At 66.9% G+C, this 15,243-nt stretch carries 12 protein-coding genes; 6 read left to right on the top strand and 6 right to left on the bottom strand.

Annotated elements, in window-relative coordinates:
* The first annotated feature begins 425 nt into the window (after window positions 1-425).
* From SPR02S_RS18240 to SPR02S_RS18220, 5 genes are all read left to right on the top strand, one after another.
* On the top strand, window positions 426-2,048 hold the full coding sequence (locus SPR02S_RS18240) for a peptide ABC transporter substrate-binding protein (protein WP_019058429.1): 1,623 nt from the start codon (window positions 426-428) through the stop codon (window positions 2,046-2,048).
* A 146-nt stretch (window positions 2,049-2,194) separates the two neighbouring features.
* Entirely contained in the window at window positions 2,195-3,121 is a 927-nt protein-coding gene (locus SPR02S_RS18235) for an ABC transporter permease (protein WP_019058428.1), read from the top strand.
* Window positions 3,114-4,052: an ABC transporter permease gene (locus SPR02S_RS18230; protein ID WP_019058427.1), complete on the top strand. Its 939-nt coding sequence runs from the start codon at window positions 3,114-3,116 to the stop codon at window positions 4,050-4,052. Before SPR02S_RS18235 ends, SPR02S_RS18230 begins: the two co-directional genes overlap by 8 nt.
* A gap of 11 nt (window positions 4,053-4,063) precedes the next feature.
* Window positions 4,064-5,125, top strand: coding sequence for an ABC transporter ATP-binding protein (locus SPR02S_RS18225; RefSeq protein WP_019058426.1), 1,062 nt, complete (start codon window positions 4,064-4,066; stop codon window positions 5,123-5,125).
* Window positions 5,118-6,266 (top strand): ABC transporter ATP-binding protein, encoded by a 1,149-nt coding sequence (locus tag SPR02S_RS18220; protein ID WP_019058425.1) that lies wholly within the window; start codon window positions 5,118-5,120, stop codon window positions 6,264-6,266. Before SPR02S_RS18225 ends, SPR02S_RS18220 begins: the two co-directional genes overlap by 8 nt.
* A gap of 98 nt (window positions 6,267-6,364) precedes the next feature.
* On the opposite strand, the gene SPR02S_RS18215 is transcribed toward SPR02S_RS18220, so the two are convergent.
* The 6 genes from SPR02S_RS18215 to SPR02S_RS18190 form a co-directional block, all read right to left on the bottom strand.
* Window positions 6,365-7,363: an ABC transporter ATP-binding protein gene (locus SPR02S_RS18215; RefSeq protein ID WP_019058424.1), complete on the bottom strand. Its 999-nt coding sequence runs from the start codon at window positions 7,361-7,363 to the stop codon at window positions 6,365-6,367.
* Complete coding sequence (locus SPR02S_RS18210) at window positions 7,360-8,358, bottom strand: ABC transporter ATP-binding protein (protein WP_019058423.1); 999 nt, start codon at window positions 8,356-8,358, stop codon at window positions 7,360-7,362. Before SPR02S_RS18210 ends, SPR02S_RS18215 begins: the two co-directional genes overlap by 4 nt.
* Window positions 8,355-9,269, bottom strand: coding sequence for an ABC transporter permease (locus tag SPR02S_RS18205; protein ID WP_019058422.1), 915 nt, complete (start codon window positions 9,267-9,269; stop codon window positions 8,355-8,357). Before SPR02S_RS18205 ends, SPR02S_RS18210 begins: the two co-directional genes overlap by 4 nt.
* Window positions 9,266-10,306: an ABC transporter permease gene (locus SPR02S_RS18200; RefSeq protein ID WP_026150661.1), complete on the bottom strand. Its 1,041-nt coding sequence runs from the start codon at window positions 10,304-10,306 to the stop codon at window positions 9,266-9,268. The genes SPR02S_RS18205 and SPR02S_RS18200 overlap by 4 nt, the downstream gene beginning before the upstream one ends.
* 45 nt (window positions 10,307-10,351) lie before the next feature.
* On the bottom strand, window positions 10,352-12,223 hold the full coding sequence (locus SPR02S_RS18195; RefSeq protein ID WP_026150660.1) for an ABC transporter substrate-binding protein: 1,872 nt from the start codon (window positions 12,221-12,223) through the stop codon (window positions 10,352-10,354).
* 236 nt (window positions 12,224-12,459) lie between these two features.
* Window positions 12,460-13,002 (bottom strand): hypothetical protein, encoded by a 543-nt coding sequence (locus tag SPR02S_RS18190; RefSeq protein WP_019058419.1) that lies wholly within the window; start codon window positions 13,000-13,002, stop codon window positions 12,460-12,462.
* Between the two features lie 569 nt (window positions 13,003-13,571).
* Between SPR02S_RS18190 and SPR02S_RS18185 the strand changes: the two genes are divergently transcribed.
* On the top strand, window positions 13,572-15,209 hold the full coding sequence (locus SPR02S_RS18185) for a peptide ABC transporter substrate-binding protein (RefSeq protein ID WP_019058418.1): 1,638 nt from the start codon (window positions 13,572-13,574) through the stop codon (window positions 15,207-15,209).
* The last annotated feature ends 34 nt before the right edge of the window (window positions 15,210-15,243 follow it).

Raw genomic sequence — 15,243 nt, 5'->3', positions numbered from 1 at the left:
CCTGTGAGGGACCGGCGAACGGTCCTGTGATGCGGTCCGTTGGCTGAAAATGGCCGGCCGTGCACCCCTGCGCAGGAGCCACGATTCCGCAAGTGAATTTTCATGCCCTTCGCGTTCGGTATACGAACATGCGGGCCCGATAGGTGTGTAACAAGTCCGTTTCGCAGGGATCTTTCACCAAACCCTTTGTCCGGATTTTGGAAGATGTACGCGTCAGGTGTGATCGAACCGAGACCTTGTGAATGTGGCTCGGTCACTCGCCATGGCAGATAGTTAGGCGCGTAGAGCTCGGATCACGGGTCACTCGCTGTTGGCGGCGACTCATCGAGCGCGGGGAGCACTTGACCTTTTCAGGCACCGGTGACGGTGATGTGTCATGCGCTCTCCCAGGTGATGAACCATTGGACTCATGAGGAGGAGCCCCCATGCGTGGTGCCAAGAGCGCCAAGTGGGTTGCGATAGCCGCGGTTGTGGCCCTGGGCGCAACGGCCTGTGGCGGCGGCGGTGACGACAGCAGCTCTGGCGGCGGCAAGGGCAACGGCGTCGTGTCGGTGGAGATCGGCGAACCGCAGAACAGCCTGGTTCCGACCAACACGTACGAGACCGAGGGCGGCCAGGTCATCAACGCCCTCTTCACGGGGCTGACCAAGCTTGACGCCGACAACAAGGTCGTCAACGCCATGGCGGAGTCGATCGAGTCCAAGGACAACAAGGTCTGGACGATCAAGCTGAAGTCTGGCTACACCTTCCACAACGGGGAGAAGGTGACCGCCCAGTCCTTCGCCGACGCGTGGAACTACGGCGCGAACCAGACCAACGCCCAGCAGACCAACCCGCTGTTCAGCCACATCGCGGGCTACGCGGACCTCAACCCGGGCGAGGGCAAGAAGCCCACGACCGACAAGATGTCCGGTCTGAAGGTCGTCGACGACAGCACCCTCCAGGTCACCCTGAGCGGCGCGTTCTCTGCGTTCCCGTCGCAGCTGTCCTTCACCGCCTTCGTGCCGCTGCCCACGGCGTTCTTCAAGGACCCGAAGGCCTTCGGCGAGGCCCCGATCGGCAACGGCCCGTTCAAGATGAGCGGTACGTTCAAGCACAACGAGTCGATCAGTGTCGTGAAGTACGACAAGTCCCCGGAGGCCTCGAAGATCGAGGTCAAGGGTGTCAACTTCAAGGTCTACTCGAACCTGGACACCGCCTACAAGGACCTCGTCGCCGGCAACCTCGACACCCTGCTGACGATCCCCAACTCGGGTCTGCCGACGTACCACAAGGACCTGCCGGGCCACTACATGGACACGGCCGACTCCGGCGTTGGTTACATCGGCTTCCCGATCAAGTACAACAAGGCCTTCCAGAACGCGGACCTGCGCAAGGCCATCTCCATGTCGATCGACCGCGCGACGATCTCGTCGAAGATCTTCCTCGGCGCTCGTACGCCCGCGGACGACTACATCAGCCCGATCATCGACGGCTACCGCAAGGGCGCCTGTGGTGAGGCCTGCACGTACAACCCGAGCGCGGCCAAGGAGCTCTACACGAAGAGCGGCGGGCTGCCGGGCAACACGCTGGAGATCGGCTACAACGCCGACGGCGATCACAAGGCGTGGATCGAGGCTGTCGCCAACCAGATCCAGCAGTCCCTCGGTATCAAGGTGACGGCCAAGCCGTTCGAGCAGTTCCAGACCATCCTGAACGACCTGGACGCCAAGAAGTACCAGGGCGCCTTCCGTATGGCCTGGAGTATGGACTACCCGGACATGGAGAACTACCTCCGCCCGATCTTCTCCAAGGAAGCCATCGCCAACGGCTCCAACTACTCCGGCTACACGAACGAGGACTTCGAGAAGTTCCTCGTCCAGGGAGACCAGGCCCCGACGCACGAAGAGGCCATCAAGAAGTACCAGGCTGCCGACGACGTCCTCCTCAAGGACATGCCGTACATCCCTGTGTACTTCTACACCCTGAACACCGGCTTCAGCGACAAGATCAAGTCGCTGAAGATCGCCGGTCACCAGATCCTGTGGGACACGGTCAAGCTCAGCTGATCCGGTTCTGAGCAGTTCTGACACAGCAGTACGGGGTGAGCAGGGGGAGGAATAGCCTTCCCCTGCTCACTCCTGCTGCCGTCTACCGTCCGACCGTGCCCTTCCCCCGGCCGCGGTCGGGTCGAGCACCCCCCTCTGGAGCACCCATGGGCCGATACGTCGCGCGCCGCCTCCTACAGGTGATCCCTGTGGTCATAGGCGTCACGTTCATCATCTTCTGCCTGGTCTTCGCTCTGCCCGGCGATCCGATCCAGGCACTGGCCGGCGACAAGCGCGCCGACCCCAACATCGCAGCGATCCTCCGCGACCACTACCACCTCAACGAGCCGCTGTACCAGCAGTACTGGCACTACATCACCGGGGTCGTCACCGGTGACCTCGGTGAGACCTACAACGGGCGGGCCATCTCCGAAATCGTCTCCGAGCGGTTCCCGATCACGCTGAAGCTGGGCCTGACGTCCTTCGCGATCGAAGCCGTGATCGGCGTCGTCGCGGGCATCTTCTCCGCCCTGAAAAAGGGCAAGTTCATCGACAACGTCGTGCTGATCTCGACGCTGGTGCTGATCTCGATCCCGGTCTTCGTGCTCGGCAACGTGCTCCAGCTGGAGTTCGGAGTGAACCTCAAGATCACCCCGGTCGCCGGCATCGAGAAGGGCTGGCCGCAGAGTTACATCCTCCCGGCCGTCGTGCTCGCCTCGACGTCGATGGCGTACATCTCCCGACTCGTCCGTGCGAGCATGATGGAGTCGATCCGCGCCGACTACGTCCGTACGGCGATCGCCAAGGGCCTTCCGACGCGGCGGGTCATCGGCGTGCACGCGATGCGCAACTCCCTGATCCCGGTCGTCACCTTCCTGGGCTTCGACCTCGGCGCGCTCATGGGCGGCGCCATCATCACCGAGCGCGTGTTCAACATGCCCGGCATCGGCGGCCAGTTGGCCCAGTCCGTCTATCTGCGTGAGCGGCCCGTCGTGGTCGGTCTGGTGACCCTCCTGGTACTGATCTACCTGGTCGCCAACCTCCTCGTGGACCTGCTGTATGCCGTGCTCGACCCGAGGATCCGCTATGAGTGAGAAGACGATAGAAAGGCCCACCACCGACGAGGCCGCCATCGCCAAGGAGATCGAGGCGGAGGAGAAGGCGGCGGCCCGACAGGCGAGCCTGCTCAGGGACGGGTGGGCCGATCTGCGCAAGCGGCCCATGTTCATCGTGACCTCGTTGATCATCCTGGTCCTGCTCGCGCTGGCGATCGCACCAAGCCTGTTCACGGCGCGCTCCCCGTTCTCCGACGGCTTCTGCCAGCTGCAGAACTCCATGACCGGGCCTTCGTCCGGGCACCTGTTCGGCTACGACGTACAGGGCTGCGACATCTACACGCGAACCGTGTACGGCACCCGCAACTCGATCGTCGTCGGTGTCGTGACCACCACGGCCACCACGCTGATCGGCGGCCTGGTGGGCATGCTGGCCGGTCTGATCGGCGGCTGGGCCGACGCGCTGCTCTCCCGCATCACCGAAGTCTTCGCGGGGCTGCCGCTCATCATCGGCGGTCTGCTGATCATGTCCATCTGGGGCGGCGGCGACGTGTGGTCGGTGTCGTTCATCATGGCGATCCTCGGCTGGCCGCAGGTCTACCGGATCATGCGCGGCGAGGTCATCGCGAACAAGTACAACGACTATGTGACGGCCGCGCGGGCACTGGGCGCGGGATCGTGGCGAATAGCGTTCCGGCACATCCTGCCGAACACGCTCGCCCCCGTCATCGTCATCACCACCATGAACCTCGGTGTGTACATCAGCGCCGAGGCCGCCCTGTCCTACCTGGGCATCGGCATCCAGTACCCCAACATCTCCTGGGGCGTGATGATCAGTGACGCCCAGGACAGGTTCCTGACCTCGCCGCACGCGCTGATGTTCCCGGCCGGTGCCCTGAGCATCACGGTCCTGGCCTTCATCATGCTCGGCGACGTGGTTCGCGACGCCTTCGATCCCAAGATGCGCTGAGGGAGGCGTACGTGACCATCATCGACCCGACGGACGCCGTTCCGGCCCAGCGCCCCGGCGACCACGAGAACACCGGTCCCCTGCTCGAAGTGCGCGATCTGCACGTCGAGTTCCAGACCCGCGAGGGTGTGGTCAAGGCCGTCAACGGCGTCAACTACACCGTGAACTCCGGAGAGACGCTCGCCGTGCTCGGCGAGTCCGGCTCCGGCAAGTCCGTGACCGCGCAGGCGATCATGGGCATCCTCGACATGCCGCCGGCCCGGATCCCGCAGGGGGAGATCCGTTTCTACGGCAAGGACATGCTGACCATGGGAGCCGAGGAGCGGCGCAAGCTGCGCGGTGCCCGGATCGCGATGATCTTCCAGGACGCGCTGTCCTCGCTCAACCCCGTGCTCAGCGTGGGGTTCCAGCTCGGCGAGATGTTCCGGGTGCACCAGGGCATGTCCCGCAAGGCGGCCAAGGCCAAGTCCATCGAGCTGATGGACCGGGTGAAGATCCCGGCCGCCGCGGCGCGGGTGAACGACTACCCGCACCAGTTCTCCGGCGGTATGCGCCAGCGCATCATGATCGCCATGGCGCTGGCCCTGGAGCCGGACCTGATCATCGCCGACGAGCCCACCACGGCCCTCGACGTGACTGTCCAGGCCCAGGTCATGGACCTGCTCGCGGAGTTGCAGCGCGAGTACCGGATGGGGCTCATCCTCATCACCCACGACCTCGGAGTGGTCGCGGACGTCGCCGACAAGATCGCGGTGATGTACGCGGGCCGCATCGTGGAGACGGCGCCGGTGCACGAGCTGTACAAGCGTCCCGCGCACCCCTACACCCGGGGTCTGCTGGACTCCATCCCGCGCCTGGACCAGAAGGGCCAGGAGCTCTACGCGATCAAGGGCCTGCCGCCCAACCTGCTGAAGGTACCGGCGGGTTGTGCCTTCAACCCGCGCTGCGACAAGGCGCAGGACATCTGCCGTACGGAGTTCCCGCCACTGGTCCCGGTGACCGAGGCGGACGGAACGGAACTGCCCGGCCGCGCCAGCGCGTGCCACTTCTGGAAGGAGACGATCCATGGCTGACCCGACCAAGGCCGACGAGCCCAAGGACGCGACGCCAAACGTCTCCGACGTGGAGGTGGCCGAGGTGCACTCGGAGGAGGAGGCCGTCGCGGCCCTCGACGCGAACGTCGAGCGGGGCGAGCCGATCCTCCAGGTGCGCAACCTCGTCAAACACTTCCCGCTGACCCAGGGGATCGTGATAAAACGCCAGATCGGCGCGGTGAAAGCCGTCGACGGCATCTCCTTCGACCTGCACCAGGGCGAGACCCTGGGCATCGTGGGCGAGTCCGGCTGCGGCAAGTCGACGGTCGCCAAGCTCCTGATGAGCCTGGAGACGGCGACGGCTGGCGAGGTCTTCTACAAGGGCCAGGACATCACCCGGCTGTCCGGAAGGGCCCTCAAGGCCGTCCGCCGGAACATCCAGATGATCTTCCAGGACCCGTACACCTCGCTCAACCCCCGTATGACGGTGGGCGACATCATCGGTGAGCCCTTCGACATCCACCCCGAGGTGGCGCCGAAAGGAGACCGTCGCCGCAAGGTGAAGGACCTCCTGGACGTCGTAGGCCTCAACCCGGAGTACATCAACCGCTACCCGCACCAGTTCTCGGGCGGTCAGCGCCAGCGCATCGGCATCGCCCGCGGCCTCGCGCTCAACCCCGAGATCATCATCTGCGACGAGCCGGTCTCCGCGCTCGACGTGTCGGTGCAGGCACAGGTCATCAACCTGATGGCGCGACTGCAGGACGAGTTCAACCTCTCCTACATCTTCATCGCGCACGACCTGTCCATCGTCCGGCACATCTCGGACCGCGTGGGCGTGATGTATCTCGGCAAGATGGCCGAGGTCGGCACCGACGAGCAGATCTACGAGTACCCGACGCACCCCTACACCCAGGCGCTGCTGTCGGCGGTCCCCGTGCCGGACCCGGAGGCCCGCGAGCGCCGTGACCGGATCATCCTCACCGGTGACGTGCCCTCCCCGGCCAACCCGCCGTCCGGCTGCCGCTTCCGCACCCGGTGCTGGAAGGCTCAGGACAAGTGCGCCCAGGAGGAGCCGCTGCTCGCGATCCCGGAGCGCTTCAAGGGCTCCGACACCCCGGCGGCCCACGAGTCGGCGTGCCACTTCGCCGAGGTCAAGGACGTGGTGCACGCGGCCTGACCCCTACGGCCACGCCGCTGCACCCCGGTTCCCGGTACCGTCCCACGGTGCCGGGAACCGGCGTTTCCGGACCGCGACGGTGACAGGGACCGGCGTTCTCACACGGCGGGGTCCAACGCCCGCGCCCAATGACAGGCCACCTGCGCCTCCCCGCCGCCGCCCAGCACCTCCAGGTCCTCGGTCCGGCACCGATGCGCGACACCCGCCCGCTCCGCCTCGCCGCTCGCCAGGATCTGGCAGCGCGCCCGGAACCGGCAGCCCGTCGGGATGCGGGACGGGTCCGGGGGCTCGCCGGAGAGGACGACGGGGTCGCCGGGTGCCTCGGGCAGGACCGACAACAGGGCCTGGGTGTACGGATGTTGGGGCGCCGTCAGTACTTTCTCCGCGTCCCCCGTCTCCACGATCCGGCCCAGGTACATCACCGCGACCCGGTCGGCGATGTTCCACGCCAGCCCCAGGTCATGGGTCACCACCAGCGCGGCCAGGCCGAGTTCGGTGCGCAGCCGGAGCAGCAGGGCGAGGATCTCGCCGCGCACGGAGGCGTCCAGGGAGGCCACCGGCTCGTCGGCGACGAGGAGTTCGGGTTCGAGGACCAGCGCACCGGCGATCACGACACGCTGCCGCTGCCCACCGGACAGTTCGTGCGGATACCGCAGGAAGAACCGCTCGGGCGGCCGAAGCCCCGCCCGCGACAACGCCTGCGCCACGGCCGCCCGTTCGTCACCGGCGCCCCGGTGGATCCGCAGCCCCTCAGCCACCGCGTCGTACACCGTGTGCCGTGGGTTGAGCGACCCGCTCGGGTCCTGGAGGATGAGCTGGACCCGTCTGCGGTAGGCCTTCAGAGCGCGGGAGGAGTACCGCAGGGGCTCTCCGTCGAACGTCACCCGCCCCTCCGTCGGCGCCACCAGACCGAGCAGCGAACGCGCCAGTGTCGTCTTGCCGCAGCCGGATTCGCCGACGAGTGCCACGACCTCACCCGGCCGGATGTCGAGGTCGACACCGTCCACGGCCCGGGCGGGTGCACCGCCGTGCCGGGCGGGGAAGGCGACGTGCAGCCCCTGCGCGCTGAGGAGGGGCGCCGGTGGTGTCGTCGTCATGGCGTACTCCCCGTGTCCACGGCCCGTTCCGGCACATCGGCAGTCAGCTCCCGCACATGAACACAAGCCGCCCGCCGCCCCCGGCCGGCCTCCCGCAGCAGCTGGTCGTCCGTCGTGCAGGCATCCAACGCCTCCGCGCAGCGCGGGTGGAAGGCGCAGCCGGAGGGCAGTTCCGTGGGGTCGGGCGGGTCGCCGGGGAGGCCGCGGGGGGCGAAGCGGGAGGTCGGGTCGCCGATGTGCGGGAAGGAGGCAGACAGGGCCTTGGCGTACGGGTGGAGGGCGTTCGCGTAGACCTCGCGCGCGGGGCCCTCCTCGATCACCCGGCCCGCGTACATGACCACCAGGCGGTCGCAGAGGTCCGCGAGGACCGCCAGGTCGTGGCTGATCATGAGCAGGCCCAAGTCCTGGTCCGTGACGAGGCGTTCGAGCAGGTTCAGGATCTGGGCCTGGATCATCACGTCGAGCGCGGTGGTCGGCTCGTCGGCGATGATCAGTTGCGGTGCGCAGGCCAGGGCCATGGCGATCATGACGCGTTGGCGTTGGCCGCCGGAGAGTTCGTGCGGGTACGCGGTCGCCCGGGACGCCGGCAGCCCGGCCTGTTCCAGGAGTTCCCCGGTCCGCTTGCGGGCCTGTGCCGCCGTCGCCCCCTGGTGCAGCAGCACCGGTTCCGCGATCTGGTCGCCGATGCGGTGCACGGGGTTGAGGGAGTGCATGGCGCCCTGGAAGACGATCGAGGCACCGGCCCAGCGGACCGCCCGCACCCGCCCCCAGCGCATCGTCAGCACGTCCTCACCGTTCAGCAGGATCTCCCCGCCGACTCGGGTCCCCGGCGGCAGCAGTCGTAGCAGCGCGAGGGCGAGCGTCGACTTGCCGCAGCCCGACTCGCCTGCCACGCCCACTTTCTGACCAGCCGTCAGGGACAGGTCGACGCCCCGTACCGCGTCGACACCGCCCGGGTACGTCACGTGCAGGTTCCGGACCTCCAGGAGGGTCAACCCGCCACCCCCAGCCGGGGGTTGAGGACCGACTCCACCGCGCGCCCGCACAGCGTGAACGCCAGCGCGACCACCGCGATCGCGATGCCGGGCGGGATCAAATACCACCAGTCGCCCGCACTCACCGCACCCGCCTCCCGGGCGTCCTGGAGCAGCCCGCCCCACGACACCACCGTAGGATCCCCGAGCCCCAGGAAGGCGAGGGTCGCCTCGGTGAGGATGGAGGTCGAGACCATCAGGGTCGTCTGGGCCAGGATCAGGGGCATCACGTTGGGCAGCACGTGCCGGGACATGACGTGCCAGTGGCCGCCGCCGAGCGCCCGGGCGCGTTCGATGTACGGCCGTGACTCCACCGCCAGTGTCTGCGCCCGCACCAGCCGGGCCGTGGTCGGCCAGGTGGTCACGCCGATCGCCAGGATCACCGTCCCCAGCGAGCGGGACATGACGGTGGCCAGCGCGATCGCCAGCACCAGCGTCGGCATCACCAGGAACCAGTCGGTGATCCGCATCAGCACGGTCCCGTACGCGCCCCGGAAGTGCCCGGCGGTAATCCCCACCACCGCGCCGATCGCCACCGACAGCACCGCCGCGAGCAGTCCGACGAGCAGGGAGACCCGCGATCCCCAGACGACGAGCCCCAGCAGGTTGCGGCCGAACTGGTCGGTACCCAGCGGGAATTGGGCGCTCGGGCTCTCCAGCGGACCGCCCGGCGCGTCGGTCACGCTCGACACGTCGGAGCCGACCGTGAGCGGCGCGGTGAGCGCGATCAGCGCGAACAGGCCGAGCGCGGCCAGGCCGACGAGACCGGCGCGGTGGGTGCGGTACCGGGTCCAGAACCGTACGGCGGACCGGCGGCGGCGCTGCCGGGCGAGCGCGCGCGGGCCGGCCTGTACGACGGGAGGAGTGGTCATCGGCCCACCCGGGGGTCGAGCAGCGGATAGACCAGGTCCGCCAGTGTGTTCATGACGATCACCGCCGACGCGAAGAAGAGGAACAGGCCCTGGACCAGGGGCAGATCGGGCACGCTGAGGGCCTGGTAGAACAGGCCGCCCAGGCCGGGCCAGGAGAAGACCGTCTCCACCAGGATCACCCCCGCGACCGTACGGCCGAGGTTGACGAAGACGAGGGTGACGGTGGGCAGCAGCGCGTTCGGTACCGCGTGCCTGCGCCGGACCAGGTCGTCCCGAAGTCCCTTGGCCCGCGCGGTCGTCAGATAGTCGCTGCCCATCTCGTCGAGCAGCGCGGAACGGGTGACCAGCAGCGTCTGCCCGTACTCGACCGCCACCAACGTGACCACCGGCAGCACGAGATGGTGGGCGACATCCAGGACGTACGCGATCCCCTCCTTGCCGCCCGACTCCATGCCGCCGGTCGGGAAGAGCCCGGGGATCGGGCCCACGCCCACCGAGAACACGATGATCAGCAGCAGGCCCAGCCAGAACGACGGGACGGAGTAAAGGGTCAGCGCCAGACCGGTGTTGAGCCGGTCCGAGAGGCTGCCGTGCCGCCATGCCGAGCGCGTGCCGAGGAACATGCCGAGCGCGGTGTACAGCACGAAGGCCGTGCCGGTGAGCAGCAGGGTGTTCGGCAGCGCCTCGGTGATCCGGTCGATGACGGGCGCCTTGAACTGGTACGACGTCCCGAGGTCGCCGGTGAGCGCCTTGCCGCAGTAGTCCGTGAACTGCTCCCACAGCGGCAGGTCGAGCCCGAACTCCCGGCGGTACTCGGCCAGTTGACCGGCTGAAATCGGGCGGCCACCGGTCATCGTCTTGACCGGGTCGCCGGGGATCAGCCGGAACAGGAAGAAGCCGGTGACCAGCACGGCGAGCAACGAGACGGCGGCACCGGCCAGTTTGCCGACGACGTAGCGGACGTAGCCGGTCCGGGTGCCCGCTCCCGGTCCGGCCGTCTCCTCCACCGGTGCTGCCGATGTGACGTCAGCTGCCATCAACAGCCGTCCCGTACACCGCTGTTGAGGATGGACGCATCGCCGCTACTCCCGGTCCTCGGCGGTCGCCCGGCGTCGCAGCCCGAACAGGACCAGCGCACCGACGACGACCACACCCCCGACGACGATCCCGGCGATCGCCCCGCCCGAGAGCCCGCCGGACGACGATCCGTCGGAGGCGGCCGGTACCGCGGACCACCAACTCCAGTAGCCGTCCTGGCCGTAGATGTTGCCCGCGGCGCTGGGCATCGTCTCGATGGACTTGATCTGGTCGGTGCGGTAGGCCTCGACGGCGTTCGGGTACGCCATGACGTTCATGTACCCGAGGTCGTAGAGCCGGGACTCCATCTGCTTGACGATGTCCGCCCGCTTGGCCGGGTCGTACTCGGCCAACTGCTGGGCGTAGAGCTTGTCGTACGTCTTGTCACAGATGAAGTTGTCGGTCGCGCCGATGTCCTTGGGGGTCGCGGGCAGGGCCCCGCAGGTGTGGATGGACAGGACGAAGTCCGGGTCGGGGTTGACGGACCAGCCGTCGAAGGCGAGGTCGTACTTGCCCGCGAGCCAGGGGTCGGTGACGTTGTCGAGGCAGTCGAGCGTGACGCCGATGCCGAGCTTGCCCCACCACTCCTGGAGGTACTGGCCGACCGCCTTGTCGTTGGGGTCGGTGGCGTGGCACAGCAGGCGGTAGGTGATCGGCTTGCCGTCCTTGCCGACGCGTTTGCCGTCGCCGTTCTTCTTGTAGCCCGCCTGGTCGAGGAGTTGGGCCGCCTTCGTCGGGTCGTAGGAGAGTTCCTGGCTCGCCGACGGTTTCCAGAAGTACGTGGAGAAGCGCGGCGGGATGTAGCCCTGGCCCTCGACGGCGTGGCCTTGGAACACCTTGTCGATGAGGGTCGTGCGGTCGACCGCCATGAACAGGGCGTGCCGCACGTTCTCGTCGAGCAGGGAGGGGTCGCCGTCGCCGAAGTGCTTGCCGTCCTTGGCCTGGGCGCCGGGGTTGGTGGCCAGCGCGTAGAAGCGGCGGCCGGGGGCGTCGTTGACCTTGATGTTCTGCTCGCCCTTGAGGGAGGCGGCCTGAGCGGGGGTCAGGGAGGGGGACCCGGCGACGAAGGAGACCTCGCCCTTGCGCAGGGCGGCGACGGCCGCGTCCTGGTCCTTGTAGTAGCGGAAGACCACCTCGTCGAACTTCGGGGCCCCGCGCCAGAAGGTCTTGTTGGCCTTGAGGCGGACGTAGCTGTCCGGCTTGTAGCCGGTGAGGACGAACGGGCCGTTGCCGACGATCGGGAAGCTCTTGTCGTTGTTGAACTTGGAGAGGTCGTCGGCCTTCGCCCAGATGTGCTCGGGCACGATCGGCACGTCGAGGGCGGTCATCGTCGCCTGCGGCTTCTTCAGCTTGATGACCAGCTGGGTGGGGCTCGGGGCGGTGACCTTCGCGAAGTTGGTGACGAAGCTGCCGTTGGCGGTGGCGGCGCCCGGGTCGGTCATCATCTTGTTGAACGTCCACGCCGCGTCGTCGGCGGTGGCCTGCTGGCCGTCGGACCACTTCGAGTTCGAGCGGATCGTGTACGTCCAGGTCAGCTTGTCCGCCGACGACGACCACTTGGTGGCCAGACCCGGGACGATGTGGTTGTCCTTGGGGTCGTAGTTGGTGAGGTAGTCGTACATCAGCCGGCCGATGCTCGTGCTGACCAGACGGACCGCCAGGAACGGGCTCAAGGAGTCCACGCTCTGTGCGACGGCGACGGTGAGGACCTTGTCGGCCGCCTTGGCCTCGGCCTGCTGCGGTGCCGGGTTGAGGGGGGTGGCGAGCGCCGCCGTGAGCGCCAGGGCGCCCGCTGCTGCGGCCACCAGTCGGTGTATGCGGGGTCGTGGTCTTCTCGGGCGTGAGTGCTCTGTGCCGTTCCGGTCCTGAGTGCTCATGGTCCTGACCTCGCGCTGGTGACGCCGGGCTGGGTTGAAGAGTGTGTCTATCAGCGGCGGTCGGCGCCCGTCAACGGCGCATGAAAGCCCATGTGGCCTGCGGAAACGGCAAGTTGACGGCATAAAAGGCAGTTATTGGTCCACACCACTGAAGGTTGCCTGGTGGAGCCTTGACGGTGTGATCGCGCACGAAAGGCGGCCCGCCGGTTGAACCGGCGGGCCGTCGTTATCGAGACCTACTTGTACTCCAGGCCCCAGACGTCGTTGCTGTCGCGCTTCACCGGGGCGGTGAACTGCTTGCGCCACTTGGTCGTGCTGTGGAACTTGCAGTGGCCGTCGTAGTAGTACGTGTACTTACGGACCTTGAACTTCTTGGCCTCGTGGAAGAGACGCATCCGGACCTTCGTCTTGCCCGCCTTGTTCTTGGCGTGCAGCGAGTAGTTCCAACTCTCGGTGTGCGACCACGTCTTGCCCACGGTCACGCTGAACGACACGCTGGCCTTCGCGAAGATCACGCCCGTCTCGGCCGTCACGCCAGCGGTGCCGCTGGCGCTCAGGGTGCCCGTCGAGGACTGGTTGTAGCTGACGGTGGGGTCGTCCTTGTCGAACAGCCACGTGCTGGCGAGGTTGGTCCCCGGATAAACGGTGTGCTTGTCGTAGATGGTGTAGCCGGTGCCCGGGCTCGGGGCGCAGGCGGCGGAGGCCGGTGCGGCCGCCACACTCACCAGGCCGCCGGCGACGACGACGGCCGCGATGACGGAACTCGCGAATTTCCTCACGAAGTTGAATTCCCTTCGAATGGTAAAAACCCGGGAGCCGTGCTCGCGGTGACCTGCGGCATTCATCGGACTCCCCCCGTGGTTACGTCAACTGGACTTCCAGGACGCAGGGTTGAGCTTGTCCGTGCACCGTCGAGATGGCAACCGAAATGCGGAGGCCGCTATCGCGTACTTGTTTTTCGGGTCCGTCCTGGTGCGCGACCAAGGTCTCATATCGGAAAGTTCGGTCCTCTTTTTAGCCGGGTTGTATCCGGTTAGTACAGATATACACGCCGCATAACGTGATGCCCGTCACATGATGTGGGAATGCTCAAATTCCCCTCAAGATCGGAACCGTCCCGACCTTATCGACGTCCTTTTCCGATCGGCCATTCCCCCTCTGTGAATCCTCCGCCCTGTGTGAATGCATTTCCGGGGCGGAATTCACCGGGCTCCGACGGGGTCGGGCTCACCCCTCGCGCGAGCGGCCTGTGCTGCATTCGGGTGGCTGCGTGTGCGCCGCGTCCCCTTTGCGTCGATATTGGCCGGTAACGGATCAGCAGGGATCGGCTTTCCTGAGGAGGCACTCGATGCGTGGAGCCACGCACGCCAAATGGGCCGCTTGCGCGGCGGCGGTAGCCCTCGCGGCGACCGCCTGTGGGGGCGGCGGAAGCAGCGACAGCGGCGGCGGCGGTGACGGCAGCTCGGTGCTCAGCGCCTCCTGGGGCGACCCGCAGAACCCGTTGGAGCCGGCCAACACCAACGAGGTGCAGGGCGGCAAGGTCCTCGACATGGTCTTCCGCGGACTGAAGCGGTACGACCCGAAGACCGGCAAGGCCGAGGACATGCTGGCCGACAAGATCGACACCACGGACTCGCAGAACTTCACGGTCACCATCAAGAGCGGCTGGAAGTTCAGCAACGGAGAGGCCGTCACCGCGAAGTCCTTCGTCGACGCGTGGAACTACGGGGCGAGCCTCAAGAACAACCAGAAGAACGCGTACTTCTTCGGGTACATCGAGGGCTACGACAAGGTCCACCCCGACAGCGGCTCGCAGAGCGCGACCACGCTCACCGGGCTCAAGGTGACCGGCACCGACACCTTCACCATCAAGCTCACCCAGAAGTTCTCGACCTTCCCGGACACCCTCGGCTACGCGGCCTACTCCCCGCTGCCGTCGACGTTCTTCTCGGACCACGCGGCCTGGCTGAAGAAGCCGGTGGGCAACGGCCCGTACACGATCTCGTCGTACACCAAGGGCTCGCAGATGAAGCTCGTGAAGTGGGACGGGTACACCGGGACGGACAAGGCGGAGAACGGTGGCGTGACCCTCAAGGTCTACACCGACAACAACACCGCCTACACCGACCTGATGGCCGGCAACCTCGACCTCGTCGACGACATCCCGGCCTCGCAGCTCAAGAACGTCAAGAGCGACCTCGGCAGCCGGTACATCAACACGCCCGCCGGCATCATCCAGACCCTCGCGTTCCCGTACTACGACAAGAACTGGAACAAGAGCGGCTCGGAGAAGGTCCGCACGGGCCTGTCCATGGCGATCAACCGGGACCAGATCACCAACACGATCTTCCAGAAGACCCGCACCCCGGCCACCGACTGGACCTCACCGGTGCTCGGCACCGAGGGCGGCTTCCAGGACGGGCTGTGCGGGGACGCCTGCAAGTACAACCCCACCGAGGCGAAGAAGCTCGTCCAGGAGGGCGGCGGCATTCCCGGCGGCCAGGTCAAGATCACGTACAACGCGGACACGGGCTCGCACAAGGAGTGGGTGGACGCGGTGTGCAACTCCATCAACAACGCGCTCGGCAACGACAAGGCGTGCGTCGGCAACCCGGTCGGCACCTTCGCGGACTTCCGCAACCAGATCGGCCAGCACAAGATGACGGGCCCGTTCCGCGCCGGCTGGCAGATGGACTACCCGCTCATCCAGAACTTCCTCCAGCCGCTCTACTACACCAACGCCTCCTCCAACGACGGCCAGTGGTCCAACAAGGACTTCGACAAGCTCGTCGACCAGGCCAACGCGGAGACGGACACCAGCAAGGCGATCAAGCTCTTCCAGCAGGCCGAGGGCGTCGTACGGGACAACATGGCCGCCATCCCGCTCTGGTACCAGAACGGCAGCGCGGGCTACTCCGACCGGCTCTCCAACGTGGCGCTCAACCCGTTCAGCGTCCCTGTCTACAACGAGATCAAGGTCAGCTGAGCCCGAGTCGCACCGGGGGCGGGTCCGCCGCGGC

The sequence above is a fragment of the Streptomyces prunicolor NBRC 13075 genome (genome assembly GCF_000367365.1).
Lineage (GTDB): Bacteria > Actinomycetota > Actinomycetes > Streptomycetales > Streptomycetaceae > Streptomyces > Streptomyces prunicolor.
This window is presented reverse-complemented; position numbering and strand designations above follow the sequence as displayed.

Bases quoted from the DNA above. Each gene is read 5' to 3' on its own strand.
- SPR02S_RS18240 (WP_019058429.1), top strand. From the start codon at position 426: ATGCGTGGTGCCAAGAGCGCCAAGTGGGTTGCGATAGCCGCGGTTGTG.
- SPR02S_RS18235 (WP_019058428.1), top strand. From the start codon at position 2,195: ATGGGCCGATACGTCGCGCGCCGCCTCCTACAGGTGATCCCTGTGGTC.
- SPR02S_RS18230 (WP_019058427.1), top strand. From the start codon at position 3,114: ATGAGTGAGAAGACGATAGAAAGGCCCACCACCGACGAGGCCGCCATC.
- SPR02S_RS18220 (WP_019058425.1), top strand. From the start codon at position 5,118: ATGGCTGACCCGACCAAGGCCGACGAGCCCAAGGACGCGACGCCAAAC.
- SPR02S_RS18215 (WP_019058424.1), bottom strand. From the start codon at position 7,363: ATGACGACGACACCACCGGCGCCCCTCCTCAGCGCGCAGGGGCTGCAC.
- SPR02S_RS18205 (WP_019058422.1), bottom strand. From the start codon at position 9,269: ATGACCACTCCTCCCGTCGTACAGGCCGGCCCGCGCGCGCTCGCCCGG.
- SPR02S_RS18200 (WP_026150661.1), bottom strand. From the start codon at position 10,306: ATGGCAGCTGACGTCACATCGGCAGCACCGGTGGAGGAGACGGCCGGA.
- SPR02S_RS18195 (WP_026150660.1), bottom strand. From the start codon at position 12,223: ATGAGCACTCAGGACCGGAACGGCACAGAGCACTCACGCCCGAGAAGA.
- SPR02S_RS18185 (WP_019058418.1), top strand. From the start codon at position 13,572: ATGCGTGGAGCCACGCACGCCAAATGGGCCGCTTGCGCGGCGGCGGTA.